A 13,904-nucleotide genomic window follows, 5' to 3' on the forward strand; every position below is an offset into this window, starting at 1 on the left:
GCGGTGTCGGGTGTCAGTCCAGAATGCGGCGTGCGACGTTGGTGGACACCAGGTCGAGCAGCTCGTCAGCGCGGCCGGCCAGGATGGTCCGGATCGCGTACAGCGAGAAGCCCTTGGCCTGTTCGACGGTGATGGCCGGTGGTATCGACAGTTCTTGACGGGCGGTGACGACGTCCACCACGGCCGGCCCGTCGTGGGCGAAGGCGTCAGCCAGGGCCCGTTCCAGGGCGGCCGGCTCGGTCACGCGCCGCCCGAACACCCCCATCGACTGGGCGACGGCGGCGAAGTCGGGATTGACCAGGTCGGTACCGAACGTGACGATGCCCGCAGCTTTCATCTCCAGCTCGACGAAGTTCAGCGACGAGTTGTTGAAGACGATCACCTTGACCGGTAGCCGGTTCTGGATCAGCGTCACCAGTTCACCGAAGAGCATGGTCAGCCCACCGTCACCGGCGAGCGCGATCACCTGCCTGCCAGGGTAGGCGGTCTGGGCGCCGATGGCGTGGGGCAGGGCGTTGGCCATGGTGCCGTGGTTGAACGACCCGATCAGGCGACGCCTGCCGTTCATCGTGAGGTAGCGCGCCGCCCACACCACCGGTGACCCGACGTCGCAAGTGAACACAGCGTCATCGCTGGCGATCCGGTTGGCAAGCGCGGCAACATATTCGGGCCTGATCGGGGTCTTGTCCCGGTCATTGACGGCCAAAGAGTCCAGGGATGCGCGGGTTTTCGCGTAGTGCCGCAGTGCCCGGTTCAGGTGTTCGCGGTCGGTTTTGGCACGCAGCAGGGGTCGCAGTGCGGCCATGGTGTCCTTGACGGTGCCGCGCAGACCGAGGTCGATCGGCGTGCGACGGCCCAGGTTTCGGCCGCGGGTGTCGACCTGGATGATCGTCGCGCCGTCGGGATAGAACTGCTGATACGGGAAATCGGTGCCGAGCATCAACAGGGTGTCGGCCTCTTTGATGGCCTTGTATCCCGACGCGAACCCGAGCAGCCCGGTCATCCCGACGTCGAACGGGTTGTCGTATTCGATGAACTCCTTGCCGCGCAACGCATGTACCACCGGCGCCTGCAATGTCGCGGCCAGTTCGATCAGCTCGTCGTGCGCGCCTGCCACTCCGGCGCCGCCGAGGATGGTGACCCGCTCGGCGGCATTGAGCAGGTCTGCGGCGCGGCGCACCGATTCGTCGTCGGGGCGCATGATCGAATGCGTCGGCAACACCGGGCGCGACGTCCATGCGGAACCTGCAGTGCGCGCGAGGAATATCTCCCCCGGCACGACGACCACCGCGACCCCGCTCTCTTCGACTGCGGCGCGCATCGCCATCTCGAGAATGCGCGGCGCCATCTCCGGGGTGCTGACCAATTCGCAGTAGACGCTGCACTCGCCGAACAGCTGCTGCGGGTGGGTTTCCTGAAAGTATCCCGAACCGATTTCGGTGCGCGGGATGTGCGCGGCGATGGCCAGCACGGGAACCCGGCTGCGTTGCGCGTCGAACAGGCCGTTGATGAGGTGCAGATTGCCCGGCCCGCAGCTACCCGCGCACACGGCCAATTGGCCGGTCAGCGCCGCATCTGCCGCCGCGGCGAACCCCGCCGTCTCCTCATGTCGGACGTGTTGCCACGTGATGGCCTCAGAGCGCCGGATGGCATCGGTGAACCCGTTGAGGCTGTCACCGGGCAGGCCGTACACGCGCCGGACCCCACTGGCACTCAACGCGGAGATCACCTGGTCTGCAACGGTTGCCATGACGCCTCCCGGGATGTGGTGTCGGCGTGACCGGTGTGCACCGAGCGGGACCGGCCACGCCGCATCACTCTACTTGGGGGCGAAGCGCTGGCCGGCGTCCAAACGGATGCACTGGCCGTTGAGCATCGGGTTCTCGATGATCGCGACGGCAAGCTTGGCGTACTCCTCCGGGCGGCCGAGCCGCTTCGGGAACGCGGCATCCTTGGTCAGTTGCGTGGCGAACTCGTCAGGAATGCCCTGCGTCAACCCGGTCGCGAAGAGGCTGGGAGCGATGGCGAGCACCCGGATCCCCATGCTGCCCAAGTCGCGCGCCATGGTCAGGGACATGCCCGCGATAGCCGCCTTTGAGGCTGTGTAGGCGACCTGGCCGATCTGCCCCTCGAAGGCCGCGATCGATGCGGTGTTGATGATGACGCCGCGTTCCTCGGCCTCCGCGTCGACGGGCTCGTTCTTGCTCATCTGCCATGCAGCGAGCCGGCTGACGTTGAACGTCCCGATCAGGTTGAGGTCCACGCTCGCGCGGAACGACTCCAGGCTGTGCGGGCCGTTCTTGCTGATGGTGCGCTCACCGATACCGCCGCCGGCGGTGGTGACGGTGATGTGCAGGCCGCCGAGACCGGCTACGGCCCGCTCCAGGGCCTCCTCGGTGCCCGCGAAGTCGGTGACGTCGACCTCGAAGAACGAGCCGCCGATCTGGTCGGCGACTTCCTTGCCCTTGGACTGCGGTCGGTCCAGCACCGCGACGGCGGCGCCACGCTTGGCCAATGCCTCCGCCGTCGCCTTGCCGAAGCCTGACGCACCACCGACGACGATGGCCTTCTTGCCTTCGATCTCCATCTAGCTCCCTTTCCAAAAATGACCGAATCCGTAAAGCAACCTAGCCGATGGATCCCTTTCGGTAAGCCTTTCGGGTGCGGTTTGCGCGGCGGCCCTGCCGTCACGGTTTCGTCAGCCCTGCCGGGACCATCCGCAGGTAGCTTGTGAATATGGCCGATCGCACAGCTCCCGCACCGGCACTGGCGGGCGTCGCGGCGGCAGCGGTGGCCCTTGGCGTCACCGGATTGCTTGCGGCGCTCTTCGGCCCGGCGTCGGATGCCCGCACGGCGGTCGGGTCCGCGGTCATCGATCTGACCCCGGGGCCGGTCCGGGAGTGGGCCATCGCGACGTTCGGCACCGCCGACAAGCCGATGCTGACCGTTGCGGTGCTCGTCGTCATCGCCACGATCGCCGCGGTGGCCGCCACCTGGGAGACGGGCCGGGTGCCGGTGGGCAGCATCGCCATCGGGCTCGGCGGGCTCGGCGGCTGCGCGGCGGTGTTGACGCGGGCCGGGGCAAGTTGGTCGGCAGTGGTTCCGACGATCATCGGCACACTGTGCGGGATCGCAACGTTGCGCCTGCTGGTCTCAGAAGGGTTGCGCGACAAACCCGTTACCGACGACGGTGTGGATCCCGGCCGGCGCCGCTCATTGGTGACGCTGGGCCTGCTGGGCGCCGGCGTGGTCAGCGGCGTGGCCGGGGCGGTGTTGTCCCGGTTGGCCTCCTCGGTCACCGACGACCGCAACGCCTTCACAGTGCCGCGGCCACTCCATCCGGCGGTGCCGGTGCCGCCCGCGGTCCAGCCCGAGGGTGTTGCGGTGCCGTCGTTCATCACACCGTCGGCACAGTTCTACCGCATCGACACCGCGCTGACCGTGCCACAGCTCAGCCGCGACGACTGGCGGATGCGGATCCACGGGATGACCGACCGCGAGATCACCCTGCGCTGGGCCGATCTGGAGCGCTTCGAGGTCATCGAGAAGGTTGTGACGCTGACGTGCGTGTCCAATCCGGTGGGCGGCAACCTGATCTCCAACGCCACCTGGACGGGTTACCGGGTGCGGGATCTGTTGGCGGCGGCCGGTGTTCACCCCGACGCCGACATGGTGTTGTCGACGTCGGTGGACGGTTTCACCGCGGGCACGCCGGTCGATGCGCTCACCGACGGACGCGACGCGCTGCTGGCGATCGGAATGAACGGCGAGCCTCTGCCCACCGAGCACGGCTATCCAGCGCGGCTGGTGGTACCCGGACTCTACGGATATGTGTCGGCCACCAAGTGGGTGACCGATCTGGAACTGACCCGGTTCGACCGCGCCGAGGCGTACTGGACCAGGCTCGGCTGGTCGGCGCACGGCCCGATCAAGACCGAGTCACGCATCGACGTGCCACGCGACGGTCAACAGGTCGGCCGTGGCTCGGTGCGATTCGGCGGGGTGGCGTGGGCCCAGCAGCGCGGCGTACGCGCGGTGGAGGTTCGCATCGACGGGCCTGAGCGCCAAGGCGATTGGCAGCCGGCTCAACTGGGCGCCGCGTACTCCGACGACACCTGGCGGTTGTGGAGCGCCGACTGGACGGCCACCGGCCCCGGCCGTTACACCATCACCGTGCGGGCCACCGACAACACCGGCACGGTCCAGACGCCCGAGCAGGCCGACCCGGTGCCCGACGGCGCCACCGGCTGGCACCGGGTCGTCTTCGAGGTGACCTGACCCCCGTGCCCCGCCCCCCAGCACCACCCCCCCCAGCACCGCGAGCGTGCGTGTCTGTTGCCCGACACCCCATGTCCAGCCGGCATTTCGCGCACGCTCAGCGCAGACGACCGCGCAAAAAAAATGCTTCGACGTATCCGCCGCAGCCGAATAGGTTGTCATGACATGACACCGGCACAACTTTGGCGCGACACGCTGCGCCGCGGGCTGATGTCGGCACGCAAGGCCCGCGACACCCCGCGCGTGGTTGCGTTGCGGTGGGCGCTCAGCGCGATCGACAACGCGGAAGCTCCTCAGGTCGCCGCCGTCGCGGCATATGCCCCAGGCCCCTTCGCCGCGTCGGTGCCGGGCCTGGGTGCCACCGAGGTCGCGCGGCTCGAGCTCTCCGATACCGAGATTCGCCGCCTCATCGAATCCGAGGTCGACGAACGTCTTTCGGCGGCAGACGAATTCGTAGCAGCGGGCTACCACGTGCGAGCGGCTGAACTGCGGTCCCAGGCCGCGGTGCTGGTGCAGATGCTGAGGAATGTCTGACCATCGTGGCACGCTGAAGGCATGCTGCTTGCCGAGGTCGTCGCCGCATCCGCCGACGTGGCGGCGAGCTCGGGACGGCTGGCCAAAACCGAGCGCATCGCCACGCTGCTGAGCGCGATCATTGCCGCCGGCGAACCCGTCGCGGTCGTGGTCGCCTGGCTCTCCGGGGAGCTGCCGCAACGTCAGATCGGCGTGGGCTGGGCGGGCCTACGGGACCTGCCGACACCCGCGGCCACCCCTACGCTGACCGTCACCGATGTGGACAGCCGGCTCAGCGCGATCGGCGCGGTCACCGGTAAAGGCTCGCAGGCCCACCGGGCCCGCCTGGTCCGCGAGCTGTTCGGCGCCGCCACCGCCGGTGAACAGACCTTCCTGCGCCGCCTGCTCGGCGGTGAGTTGCGTCAGGGAGCGCTGGTCGGCGTCATGGCCGACGCCGTCGCACGCTCGTCGGGCATTCCGGCGACCGAGGTGCGCCGCGCCGCCATGCTCGCCGGCGACCTGCCTGCCGTCGCGGCCGCGGCAGCCACCGGCGGCGTCACCGCGGTACAGGCCTTTGGCCTGCAGGTCGGCCGCCCGGTGGGGCCGATGCTGGCGCAGACCGCAAGCGACATCGACGATGCCCTCGAAAAGCTCGGCGGCACAGCCGTTCTGGAGACAAAGCTGGATGGCGCACGGGTGCAGATTCACCGCGTCGGGTCCGACGTGTCCATCTACACCCGCAGCCTCGACGACGTCACCTCGCGGCTACCGGAGGTGGTCGCGGCGACGCTGGCGCTCCCGGTCACCGACCTCATCGCCGATGCCGAGGCCATCGCGCTGCGTCCCGACGGCCGGCCGCATCGGTTCCAGGTCACCGCCTCGCGCTTCGGCCGCCGGAATCCGACCGACGAGGTGCCGCTGTCGGTGTTCTTCTTCGACCTGCTGCACGTCGACGGGCGCGATCTCCTCGACCTGCCGACCCTCGAACGTCGCGCCGCCCTCGATGCGATCGTCCCGGCCTCCCGGCGCGTCGATCACATCGTGACCGCCGACCCCGAACAGGCCCGCGAATTCGTGGCCACGACCCTGGCCGCCGGGCACGAAGGGGTGATGGCGAAAGCCCCGGGAGCGCCGTACGAGGCGGGGCGGCGCGGGGCGGGCTGGCTCAAGGTCAAGCCGGTGCACACGCTGGATCTGGTGGTGCTCGCCGTGGAATGGGGCTCGGGGCGGCGCACCGGAAAGCTCTCCAATATTCATCTGGGCGCACGCGATCCGGAAACAGGCGGGTTCGTGATGCTGGGCAAGACGTTCAAAGGGATGACCGACGCGATGCTTGCCTGGCAGACCGAACGCTTCACCGAGCTGGCCGACGGTCCCATCGACGGGTACGTGGTGAAACTGCGGCCCGAGCAGGTCGTCGAGATCGCTTTCGACGGCGTGCAGGGCTCGTCCCGGTATCCCGGCGGAATGGCGTTGCGGTTTGCCCGCGTGCTGCGTTACCGCGACGACAAATCGCCTGAAGAGGCCGACACCGTCGAGACTGTCCGGGCCCTGTACGAACGCTGAGGAGGGTTCCGCCACGCGAGTGCGGCGGCGATGAAAAGATCGGCCCATGGCCACACCCACCGCGTCCGACCGGATCGAGGAGACCGACGGCGACGTCACCTACATCCGCACCGACAAGGATCTGCCGCCGGTCGCAATAATTGATCGCCGCGGGATCACCACGCGGCACAAAATCATCTTCGCGATCATCGCGCTCGTCGGCGCCGTCGCCTGGGCGATGATCGCGTTCTTCCGCGGGGAGACCGTCAACGCGGTCTGGTTCGTGATCGCCGCGATCTGCACCTACGTCATCGGGTTCCGGTTCTACGCCCGGCTGATCGAGATGAAGATCGTCAAACCACGCGACGACAATGCCACGCCGGCAGAACTTTTCGAGAACGCCACCGACTATGTACCCACCGACCGGCGGGTGCTGTTCGGTCATCACTTCGCCGCCATCGCGGGTGCCGGCCCGCTGGTCGGCCCGGTGCTGGCCATGCAGATGGGCTACCTGCCCGGCACCATCTGGATCATCGTGGGTGCCGTGGTGGCCGGCTGCGTCCAGGACTATCTGGTGCTGGCCATCTCGGTGCGCCGCCGTGGCCGGTCGCTGGGCCAGATGGCCCGTGACGAACTCGGTGCCATCGGCGGTGTCTCCGCCATCGTCGGCGTGCTGGTCATCATGGTGATCCTGCTGGCGGTTCTGGCGCTGGTGGTGGTCAACGCGTTGGCCGAAAGCCCGTGGGGCGTGTTCTCCATCGCGATGACCATTCCGATCGCCATCTTCATGGGTCTCTACCTGCGGTTCCTGCGGCCCGGCCGGGTGTCGGAAGTGTCGCTGATCGGTGTCGTGCTGCTGCTGCTCGCGGTGGTCTCGGGTGGTTGGGTCGCCGAAACCGATTGGGGCGCTGACTGGTTCACCCTGTCGAAGGTGACACTGTCGTGGTGCATCATCGTCTACGGCCTGGCCGCCTCGGTGTTGCCGGTGTGGCTGCTGCTGGCGCCGCGGGACTACCTGTCGACGTTCATGAAGGTCGGCACCATCGCGCTGCTGGCATTGGGCATCCTCATCGCCCGGCCGGTCATGGAGGCGCCCGCCATCTCGCAGTTCGCCACCAGCGGCACCGGCCCGGTGTTCGCCGGGTCGCTGTTCCCGTTCCTGTTCATCACCATCGCCTGCGGTGCCCTGTCGGGCTTCCACTCCCTGATCTCCTCGGGCACCACCCCGAAGCTGCTGGAGAAGGAAAGCCAGATGCGGCTCATCGGGTACGGCGGCATGCTCACCGAGTCGTTCGTCGCGATCATGGCGCTGATCACCGCGGCGATCATCAACCAGCATCTGTACTTCGCGATCAACGCGCCGTCGGCGCAGACCGGGACCACCGCGCAGACCGCGGCCACCTATGTCAACGGCCTGGGTTTGTCCGGTTCCCCGATCACGCCCGGCGAGATCACCGCGGCCGCTGCGGGGGTCGGAGAGGAGACAGTTGTCTCGCGCACCGGTGGCGCACCGACCCTGGCGTTCGGCATGTCCGAAGTGCTGCACCAGGTTTTCGGCGGGGCGGGCCTCAAAGCATTCTGGTACCACTTCGCGATCATGTTCGAGGCACTGTTCATCCTCACCACCGTCGACGCGGGCACCCGGGTGGCGCGGTTCATGCTCTCCGACGGTCTGAGCAACCTCGGCGGCCCGATGAAGAAGTTCCGCAACCCGAGCTGGCGGGTCGGAGCGTGGGCCTGCAGCATCATCGTGGTGGCGGCGTGGGGGTCCATCCTGTTGATGGGCGTCACCGACCCGCTGGGCGGCATCAACACCCTGTTCCCGCTGTTCGGCATCGCCAACCAGCTGTTGGCCGCCATCGCGCTGACCGTCGCGACCGTGGTGGTGATCAAGCGCGGACTGGTGAAATGGGCCTGGATTCCGGGTGTTCCGCTGATGTGGGATCTGGTGGTCACCATGACGGCGTCGTGGCAGAAGATCTTCTCCGGCGACCCCAAGGTGGGCTACTGGAAGCAGCATTCGCAGTACGTCGCGGCCAAGGAGGCCGGCAAGTCGACATTCGGTGCTGCCAAGAACCCGGACCAGATCGATGCGGTCATCCGCAACACGTTCATCCAGGGCACCCTCTCGGTGATCTTCGCGGTGCTCGTGCTCATCGTGTTCCTCGCGGGTGTGGTGATGGCGCTGCGGGCGCTGCGTGGCACCGGCCGCCCGCTCACCGAGGACGACCCGGTGCCGTCGCGGATTTTCGCGCCGTCGGGCCTGATCCCAACCCAGGTCGAGAAGGAGGTGCAGAAACAATGGGACGCCTTGCCGGGCGCACACGCCGGGCCGCACACCAAATCGGTTGGTACGTCGCCACATTGATGGGCGACAACCACTATCGACGTTACGTCGAGCACCAGGCCCGCAGCCACCCCGGCGAGCCGGTGCTCACCGAGCGCGACTACTGGAAGATGCGCCACCGCAACACGGAGGCCAACCCGAACGCGCGCTGCTGCTGACTCGATTGCGCCGAGACTACGGTTTGTGGCGCGAAAAAGCGGTTTTCGCGCCACAAACCGTAGTCTCGGCGCAGTGGGTATGTCGGTCGTAGGCTGGTGCCTATGACGCCGACCACACACCGCGCGGGGTGAGTGCGACGCCCTCCGACGTCGCACGCGCGCCACGTGAGTTCTCGACGGCCGGCTTGCCGGCCGGCGAGCGGATCGAGCGCTGGGAACGGCACAACTCGACGGCGCTGATCGGGTTGCAGTGCCGCACAATCGGCTCCGGCGCTCTCGACGCGCGCGAGATCAATGTCGAACTCGGGGCGCTGGGGCTCGCCCGGGTGATCGCGGGTCCACACATCGTCGAGCGCAGTACCGCACACATCACCGCCTCGCCCGTCGATTCGATCGCCTTGTACTTCACCCTTTCCGGCGAGGCGTTCTTCTACCGCGACGACGGTGTGCGCACGCTGCGTCCCGGCCAAGTGCTGGCGATGGACGCCGATACGCCCTTCGTCCGCGGGTTCTCCGGCGGGCTGGACGAACTCGTCGTCCGCGTCCCGCGCGCAGCCTTTGCCGACCACACCGGCCTCGCCGATCTCGACAGGCCGGTCGTCGCCGCGTTCAACGGCGATCCGCAGGCCGACGCCCTGGCCCACCTGGTCGCACGCGCGCTCAGTGCCGATGCGACCGCTCCCGCGGATGAGGACACCCTGCTCGATCTGGTCGCTTTCATCGCGACCGGGGGGCGGCGGGCGGGTGCGTCGACGCATCTTGCCGCGGCGAAGGCGTTCATCGCGGCCCATCTGACCGATCCCCGCCTGGGCGCGGCGATGGTCGCGGCCGGTGTGGGGCTCAGTGCCCGGCAGCTGTCCCGGGTGTTCGCCGATTCCGGTGTCAGCGTGCCGCACTACATTCGGGAGCGCCGGCTCGACCGGGCCCACGCCCTGCTGATCGACACAGCTCGCCAACACTTGCCGGTCGCGGACATCGCCGCGCAATGCGGGTTCGGCTCGGCCGCGCACTTCTCGACAGCCTTCGCTGAACGGTTCGGCGCCGCACCGAGCGAGATCCGGCGACGCCGCTGACGTCGGGTCCCCCGCTTTCGCGGATCGGCCATCGGTACCGGTTTCGGCCGTATCGCCGCCGGATTCTTCCGGTGTGCCGTTGTGACGCAACACACTCGACGGGTCAGTGCAGCAGCGCAAAAGGAGCGTCAGCCATGCCCGAGTTCTCCGACGGACAATCGCAGACCCGACTGCCTCAGGGCGACGTCGTGACCACCGACGTACTCATCGTCGGTTCCGGACCCGCAGGGTCGTCGGCGGCGTTGGCGCTGTCGACGCTGGGAATCGCCAACATCATGATCACCAAGTTCCGATGGACGGCCAACACGCCGCGGGCGCACATCACCAACCAGCGGTCGATGGAGATCTTCCGCGATCTGGGCATCGCCGACCAGGTGCTCGCCGACGCGACCGATCATTCTCTGGTCGGTGACACGGTGTTCTGCACGTCGATCGCCGGCGAGGAGATCGGCCGGATCCGCACCTGGGGTACCGGTGCTGCCCGTGAAGCCGACTATCAGCTCGCGTCGCCGTGCCTGACCGTCGACATCCCGCAGACCTACCTTGAGCCGATCCTGCTGCGCAACGCCACGGTCCGTGGCACGCAGACGCGGTTCTCCACCGAGTACCTGTCGCATCGACAGGACGACGACGGTGTCGATGTCGCCGTGCGCGATCGGCTGACCGGCCGCGAGTACACGATCCGAGCCCGCTATCTCATCGGCGCCGACGGGGCGCGGTCGAAGATCGCCGCCGACATCGGGCTGCCGTTCGAAGGCCGCATGGACATCGCAGGATCGATGAACATCACTTTCAAGGCCGACATCGCTCAGTACGTCGGACACCGGCCGTCGGTGCTGTACTGGGTGGTCCAGCCCGGCGCGAACGTCGGCGGCATCGGGGCGGGACTGGTCCGCATGGTTCGCCCGTGGAACGAGTGGCTCATCGTCTGGGGCTACGACATCGACCAGCCCGCGCCGCAACTCGACGATGCCGCCGCCGTCACCATCGTGCGTGATCTGCTCGGAATGCCCGACATCGACGTCGAGATCACCGGCTCGTCGCTGTGGGGCAACAACGAGATGTACGCGACGCGGCTACAGCAGGGCCGCGTGTTCTGCGCGGGCGACGCGATCCACCGTCACCCGCCCAGCAACGGGTTGGGCTCCAACACCTCGGTTCAGGATGCCTACAACCTGGCGTGGAAGCTGGCCGCCGTTCTGCGCGGCCAGGCAGACGTATCGCTGTTGGAGACCTACACCACCGAGCGCGCTCCGGTCGCGGAGCGAATCGTCAAGCGCGCCAACAAGTCCAGCCGCGAGTTCAGGCATTTCTTCGATGCACTCGGGGTGACGGACGCGAAGGACGCCACCGAGATGGCCGCGGCGATCGAGGAGCGCAAGGCGAATACGCCTGCGGGAGCGGCCAAACGCGCCGCGCTGGTCGAGGCGATGGAACTCAAGAACTACGAATTCAACGCGCACGGCGTCGAGCTCGGACAGTTCTATGAATCCACGGCCGTGGTCGCCGATGGTCCGGCCCCCGTCGGCGACCGAGATCCCGACCTGTATTACCTGCCATCGACCGTGCCGGGAGCCCACCTGCCACATGCGTGGGTGGGCAACCATCGGGAGAAGTTCGCGCTCATGGATCTGGCGCCGTACCACCGTTTCACCCTGCTGACAGGTGTCGCGGGTGCAGCGTGGGAATCCGCGGCCGCCGACGTCGCGGCCGCCTTGGGCGTCGACGTCGAGACCGTCGTGATCGGCCCGGGCCGCGAGGTCACCGATCTCTACTACGACTGGGCAAAACTGCGCGAAGTCGATGAATCCGGCGCGCTGTTGATTCGCCCCGACAAGCACATCGCGTGGCGTTCGCAGACGCTGCCCGACGACCCGGCGAGTGCGCTCAAGAGCGCCCTGTCCACGGTGCTGGGACGCTGACATGGATTTCAGCCACGACACCCTCCCGCAGCGCGTCACCTTCGCCGGCGGAGGTGCCGCCGCCGCGGTGGCCTCAGAGCTCCGCCGGCTCGACGCGGAGCGGGTGATGGTCATCGCCGGCGCATCAGCGGCACAGGTGGCCGATCGCATCAGTGAGATGATCCCGATCGCTGTGCGGCACAGCGACATCGTGATGCATGTGCCTGTCGATGCCGCCGACCGGGCCCGCGCCGCCGCCACCGACCACGACGCCGATGCGATCGTCTGCATCGGCGGGGGTTCCGCGACGGGACTGGCCAAGGCCGTAGCGTTGACCACCGGACTGCCGATCGTCGCGGTCCCCACGACATATGCGGGGTCGGAGGCGACGCCGGTGTGGGGGCTGACCGACAACGGACGCAAAAACACTGGTGTCGACGTGGCGGTCCTGCCGCGATCAGTGGTTTACGACGCGACGCTACTCGCGTCCTTACCAGCCGACCTGGCCGTCGCGTCCGGACTGAACGCACTCGCCCACTGCATCGACGCGATGTGGGCACCACACGCGGACCCGATTGATCGCGCGTTGGCCAGTGAAGGCATCCGGGCGCTGGCCTCGGGTCTGCCCCGGGTGGCCTCCGCCGGACCCGCCGGGATCGAGGAGACGCTCTACGGCGCCTATCTCGCGGCAACGGCATTCGCCTCGGCCGGTTCCGGCATGCACCACAAGATCTGTCACGTGCTGGGCGGAATGTTCAATTTGCCTCATGCACAGACACATTCGGTGGTGCTGCCGCATGTCCTGGCCTTCAACGCGCCCAACGCGGTCGATGCCGCCAACCGCATCGCCGCCGCGTTCGGCAGCGACACCGCGTCGGCCGGTCTGGCACAGCTGCGCACAGCCGTCGACGCGCCCCGGGCACTGCGCGACTACGGCCTCACCGAGTCCGACCTGCCCGCGGCCGTCGAGGCGATCCTTCCGGTGCTTCCTTCGAACAATCCCACACCCGTAACCCCAGAGAACCTCGCCGCTCTCCTACACGCGGCCTGGGAAGGAGACGATCCCCGATGACACTCTCAGCCGAGCAGCAGCTTCGCGAACAGAACCTCGTCGACCAGGTTGTCGCGTCGTTCGCGCACACCCCCGATCCACGGTTGCGCGAACTGATGGGGGCGGTGGTGCGCCACTTGCACGCGTTCCTGCGTGAGGTGCGCCTCACCGAGGCCGAATGGACCGCCGCGATCGAATTTCTCACGGCCGTCGGGCACATCACCGACGACCGCAGGCAGGAATTCATCCTCCTGTCGGACACCTTGGGTGTGTCGATGCAGACCATCGCGATGAACAACGAGGCGTATGCGAATGCCACGGAGGCAACGGTTTTCGGCCCGTTCTTCGTCGACGACTCACCGCAGATCCCCGCGGGCGGCGACATCGCGGCCGGGGCGTCGGGCGAGCCGTGCTATGTGGAAGGCACCGTGACAGACACCTCCGGAACCCCGATACCCGGAGCGCGACTTGAGGTTTGGGAAGCCGACGACAAGGGCTTCTACGACGTGCAATACGGCGACGAACGTACTGCGGGCAGGGCCCATCTGTTCACCGAACAGGACGGCTCCTTCCGGTTCTGGGGGATCACCCCGACGCCGTATCCCATACCGCACGACGGTCCGGTCGGCGCGATGCTCGCCGCCACCGGCCGATCGCCGATGCGGGCGGCACACCTACATTTCATGGTGACCGCGCCCGGACATCGCACCCTGGTCACGCACATCTTCGTGCGCGGGGACAGCTACGTCGAACGCGACAGTGTGTTCGGCGTGAAAGAGTCGCTCATCACCGACTTCACGCCGCAACCTGCGGGCGCGGCCACACCCGACGGCCGCGCCGTCGACGGACCGTGGTCGCGTGCGCGGTTCGACATCGTGCTGGCGCCTGGAGACTGATCCCCACGCCGAGACTACGGTTTGTGGTGCGAAAACCGCTTTTTCGCACCACAAACCGTAGTCTCGGCGCACACGCGCTAAATTGTCGCCAGCCGCGGCACGGGGCAACTCGGGGTCGAGCTAGCGGTACCGTCTCCCCCGT

Annotated in this window: 11 protein-coding genes; 9 read left to right on the plus strand and 2 right to left on the minus strand. The window is 67.7% G+C overall.

The annotated features are described in order from the left end of the window. Window positions 1–13 precede the first annotated feature (13 nt). Window positions 14–1,750 (minus strand): ubiquinone-dependent pyruvate dehydrogenase, encoded by a 1,737-nt coding sequence (gene poxB / locus BTO20_RS24090; protein WP_087078593.1) that lies wholly within the window; start codon window positions 1,748–1,750, stop codon window positions 14–16. Window positions 1,751–1,819: 69 nt separating this feature from the next. Next, a complete protein-coding gene (locus tag BTO20_RS24095; protein WP_087078594.1) occupies window positions 1,820–2,587 on the minus strand; it encodes an SDR family NAD(P)-dependent oxidoreductase in 768 nt (255 codons plus the stop codon). Window positions 2,588–2,736: 149 nt separating this feature from the next. Between BTO20_RS24095 and BTO20_RS24100 the strand changes: the two genes are divergently transcribed. The 9 genes from BTO20_RS24100 (at window position 2,737) to BTO20_RS24140 (ending at window position 13,762) form a co-directional block, all read left to right on the plus strand. Continuing rightward, window positions 2,737–4,278 carry a molybdopterin-dependent oxidoreductase gene (locus BTO20_RS24100; RefSeq protein ID WP_087078595.1) on the plus strand — a complete coding sequence of 514 codons (1,542 nt, stop codon included), beginning with the start codon at window positions 2,737–2,739 and terminating at the stop codon, window positions 4,276–4,278. A 165-nt stretch (window positions 4,279–4,443) separates the two neighbouring features. Further along, window positions 4,444–4,812 carry a glutamyl-tRNA amidotransferase gene (locus tag BTO20_RS24105; RefSeq protein WP_087078596.1) on the plus strand — a complete coding sequence of 123 codons (369 nt, stop codon included), beginning with the start codon at window positions 4,444–4,446 and terminating at the stop codon, window positions 4,810–4,812. A 21-nt stretch (window positions 4,813–4,833) separates the two neighbouring features. Further along, a complete protein-coding gene (locus BTO20_RS24110) occupies window positions 4,834–6,357 on the plus strand; it encodes an ATP-dependent DNA ligase (protein ID WP_087078597.1) in 1,524 nt (507 codons plus the stop codon). Window positions 6,358–6,403: 46 nt separating this feature from the next. Next, window positions 6,404–8,704: a carbon starvation CstA family protein gene (locus tag BTO20_RS24115; RefSeq protein WP_087078598.1), complete on the plus strand. Its 2,301-nt coding sequence runs from the start codon at window positions 6,404–6,406 to the stop codon at window positions 8,702–8,704. After that, the gene (locus tag BTO20_RS24120; protein ID WP_408632123.1) at window positions 8,704–8,841 is read left to right on the plus strand and encodes a CstA-like transporter-associated (seleno)protein; all 138 of its coding nucleotides are present in this window, start codon (window positions 8,704–8,706) and stop codon (window positions 8,839–8,841) included. Before BTO20_RS24115 ends, BTO20_RS24120 begins: the two co-directional genes overlap by 1 nt. A 128-nt stretch (window positions 8,842–8,969) precedes the next feature. Beyond that, a complete protein-coding gene (locus BTO20_RS24125; RefSeq protein ID WP_087078600.1) occupies window positions 8,970–9,914 on the plus strand; it encodes a helix-turn-helix domain-containing protein in 945 nt (314 codons plus the stop codon). 134 nt (window positions 9,915–10,048) lie between these two features. Next, window positions 10,049–11,836, plus strand: coding sequence for an FAD-dependent oxidoreductase (locus BTO20_RS24130; protein WP_087078601.1), 1,788 nt, complete (start codon window positions 10,049–10,051; stop codon window positions 11,834–11,836). Between the two features lies 1 nt (window position 11,837). Continuing rightward, window positions 11,838–12,887 carry a maleylacetate reductase gene (locus BTO20_RS24135; RefSeq protein ID WP_087078602.1) on the plus strand — a complete coding sequence of 350 codons (1,050 nt, stop codon included), beginning with the start codon at window positions 11,838–11,840 and terminating at the stop codon, window positions 12,885–12,887. Continuing rightward, complete coding sequence (locus BTO20_RS24140; RefSeq protein ID WP_087078603.1) at window positions 12,884–13,762, plus strand: intradiol ring-cleavage dioxygenase; 879 nt, start codon at window positions 12,884–12,886, stop codon at window positions 13,760–13,762. Before BTO20_RS24135 ends, BTO20_RS24140 begins: the two co-directional genes overlap by 4 nt. Window positions 13,763–13,904: the final 142 nt, after the last annotated feature.

Origin of the sequence: Mycobacterium dioxanotrophicus, from assembly GCF_002157835.1 — a bacterium.
Classification (GTDB): domain Bacteria; phylum Actinomycetota; class Actinomycetes; order Mycobacteriales; family Mycobacteriaceae; genus Mycobacterium; species Mycobacterium dioxanotrophicus.

Coding starts and splice junctions, on each gene's coding strand:
- poxB (WP_087078593.1), bottom strand. CDS start 1,750: ATGGCAACCGTTGCAGACCAGGTGATCTCCGCGTTGAGTGCCAGTGGG.
- BTO20_RS24105 (WP_087078596.1), top strand. CDS start 4,444: ATGACACCGGCACAACTTTGGCGCGACACGCTGCGCCGCGGGCTGATG.
- BTO20_RS24115 (WP_087078598.1), top strand. CDS start 6,404: ATGGCCACACCCACCGCGTCCGACCGGATCGAGGAGACCGACGGCGAC.
- BTO20_RS24135 (WP_087078602.1), top strand. CDS start 11,838: ATGGATTTCAGCCACGACACCCTCCCGCAGCGCGTCACCTTCGCCGGC.
- BTO20_RS24140 (WP_087078603.1), top strand. CDS start 12,884: ATGACACTCTCAGCCGAGCAGCAGCTTCGCGAACAGAACCTCGTCGAC.
- BTO20_RS24120 (WP_408632123.1), top strand. CDS start 8,704: ATGGGCGACAACCACTATCGACGTTACGTCGAGCACCAGGCCCGCAGC.
- BTO20_RS24100 (WP_087078595.1), top strand. CDS start 2,737: ATGGCCGATCGCACAGCTCCCGCACCGGCACTGGCGGGCGTCGCGGCG.
- BTO20_RS24095 (WP_087078594.1), bottom strand. CDS start 2,587: ATGGAGATCGAAGGCAAGAAGGCCATCGTCGTCGGTGGTGCGTCAGGC.
- BTO20_RS24130 (WP_087078601.1), top strand. CDS start 10,049: ATGCCCGAGTTCTCCGACGGACAATCGCAGACCCGACTGCCTCAGGGC.
- BTO20_RS24110 (WP_087078597.1), top strand. CDS start 4,834: ATGCTGCTTGCCGAGGTCGTCGCCGCATCCGCCGACGTGGCGGCGAGC.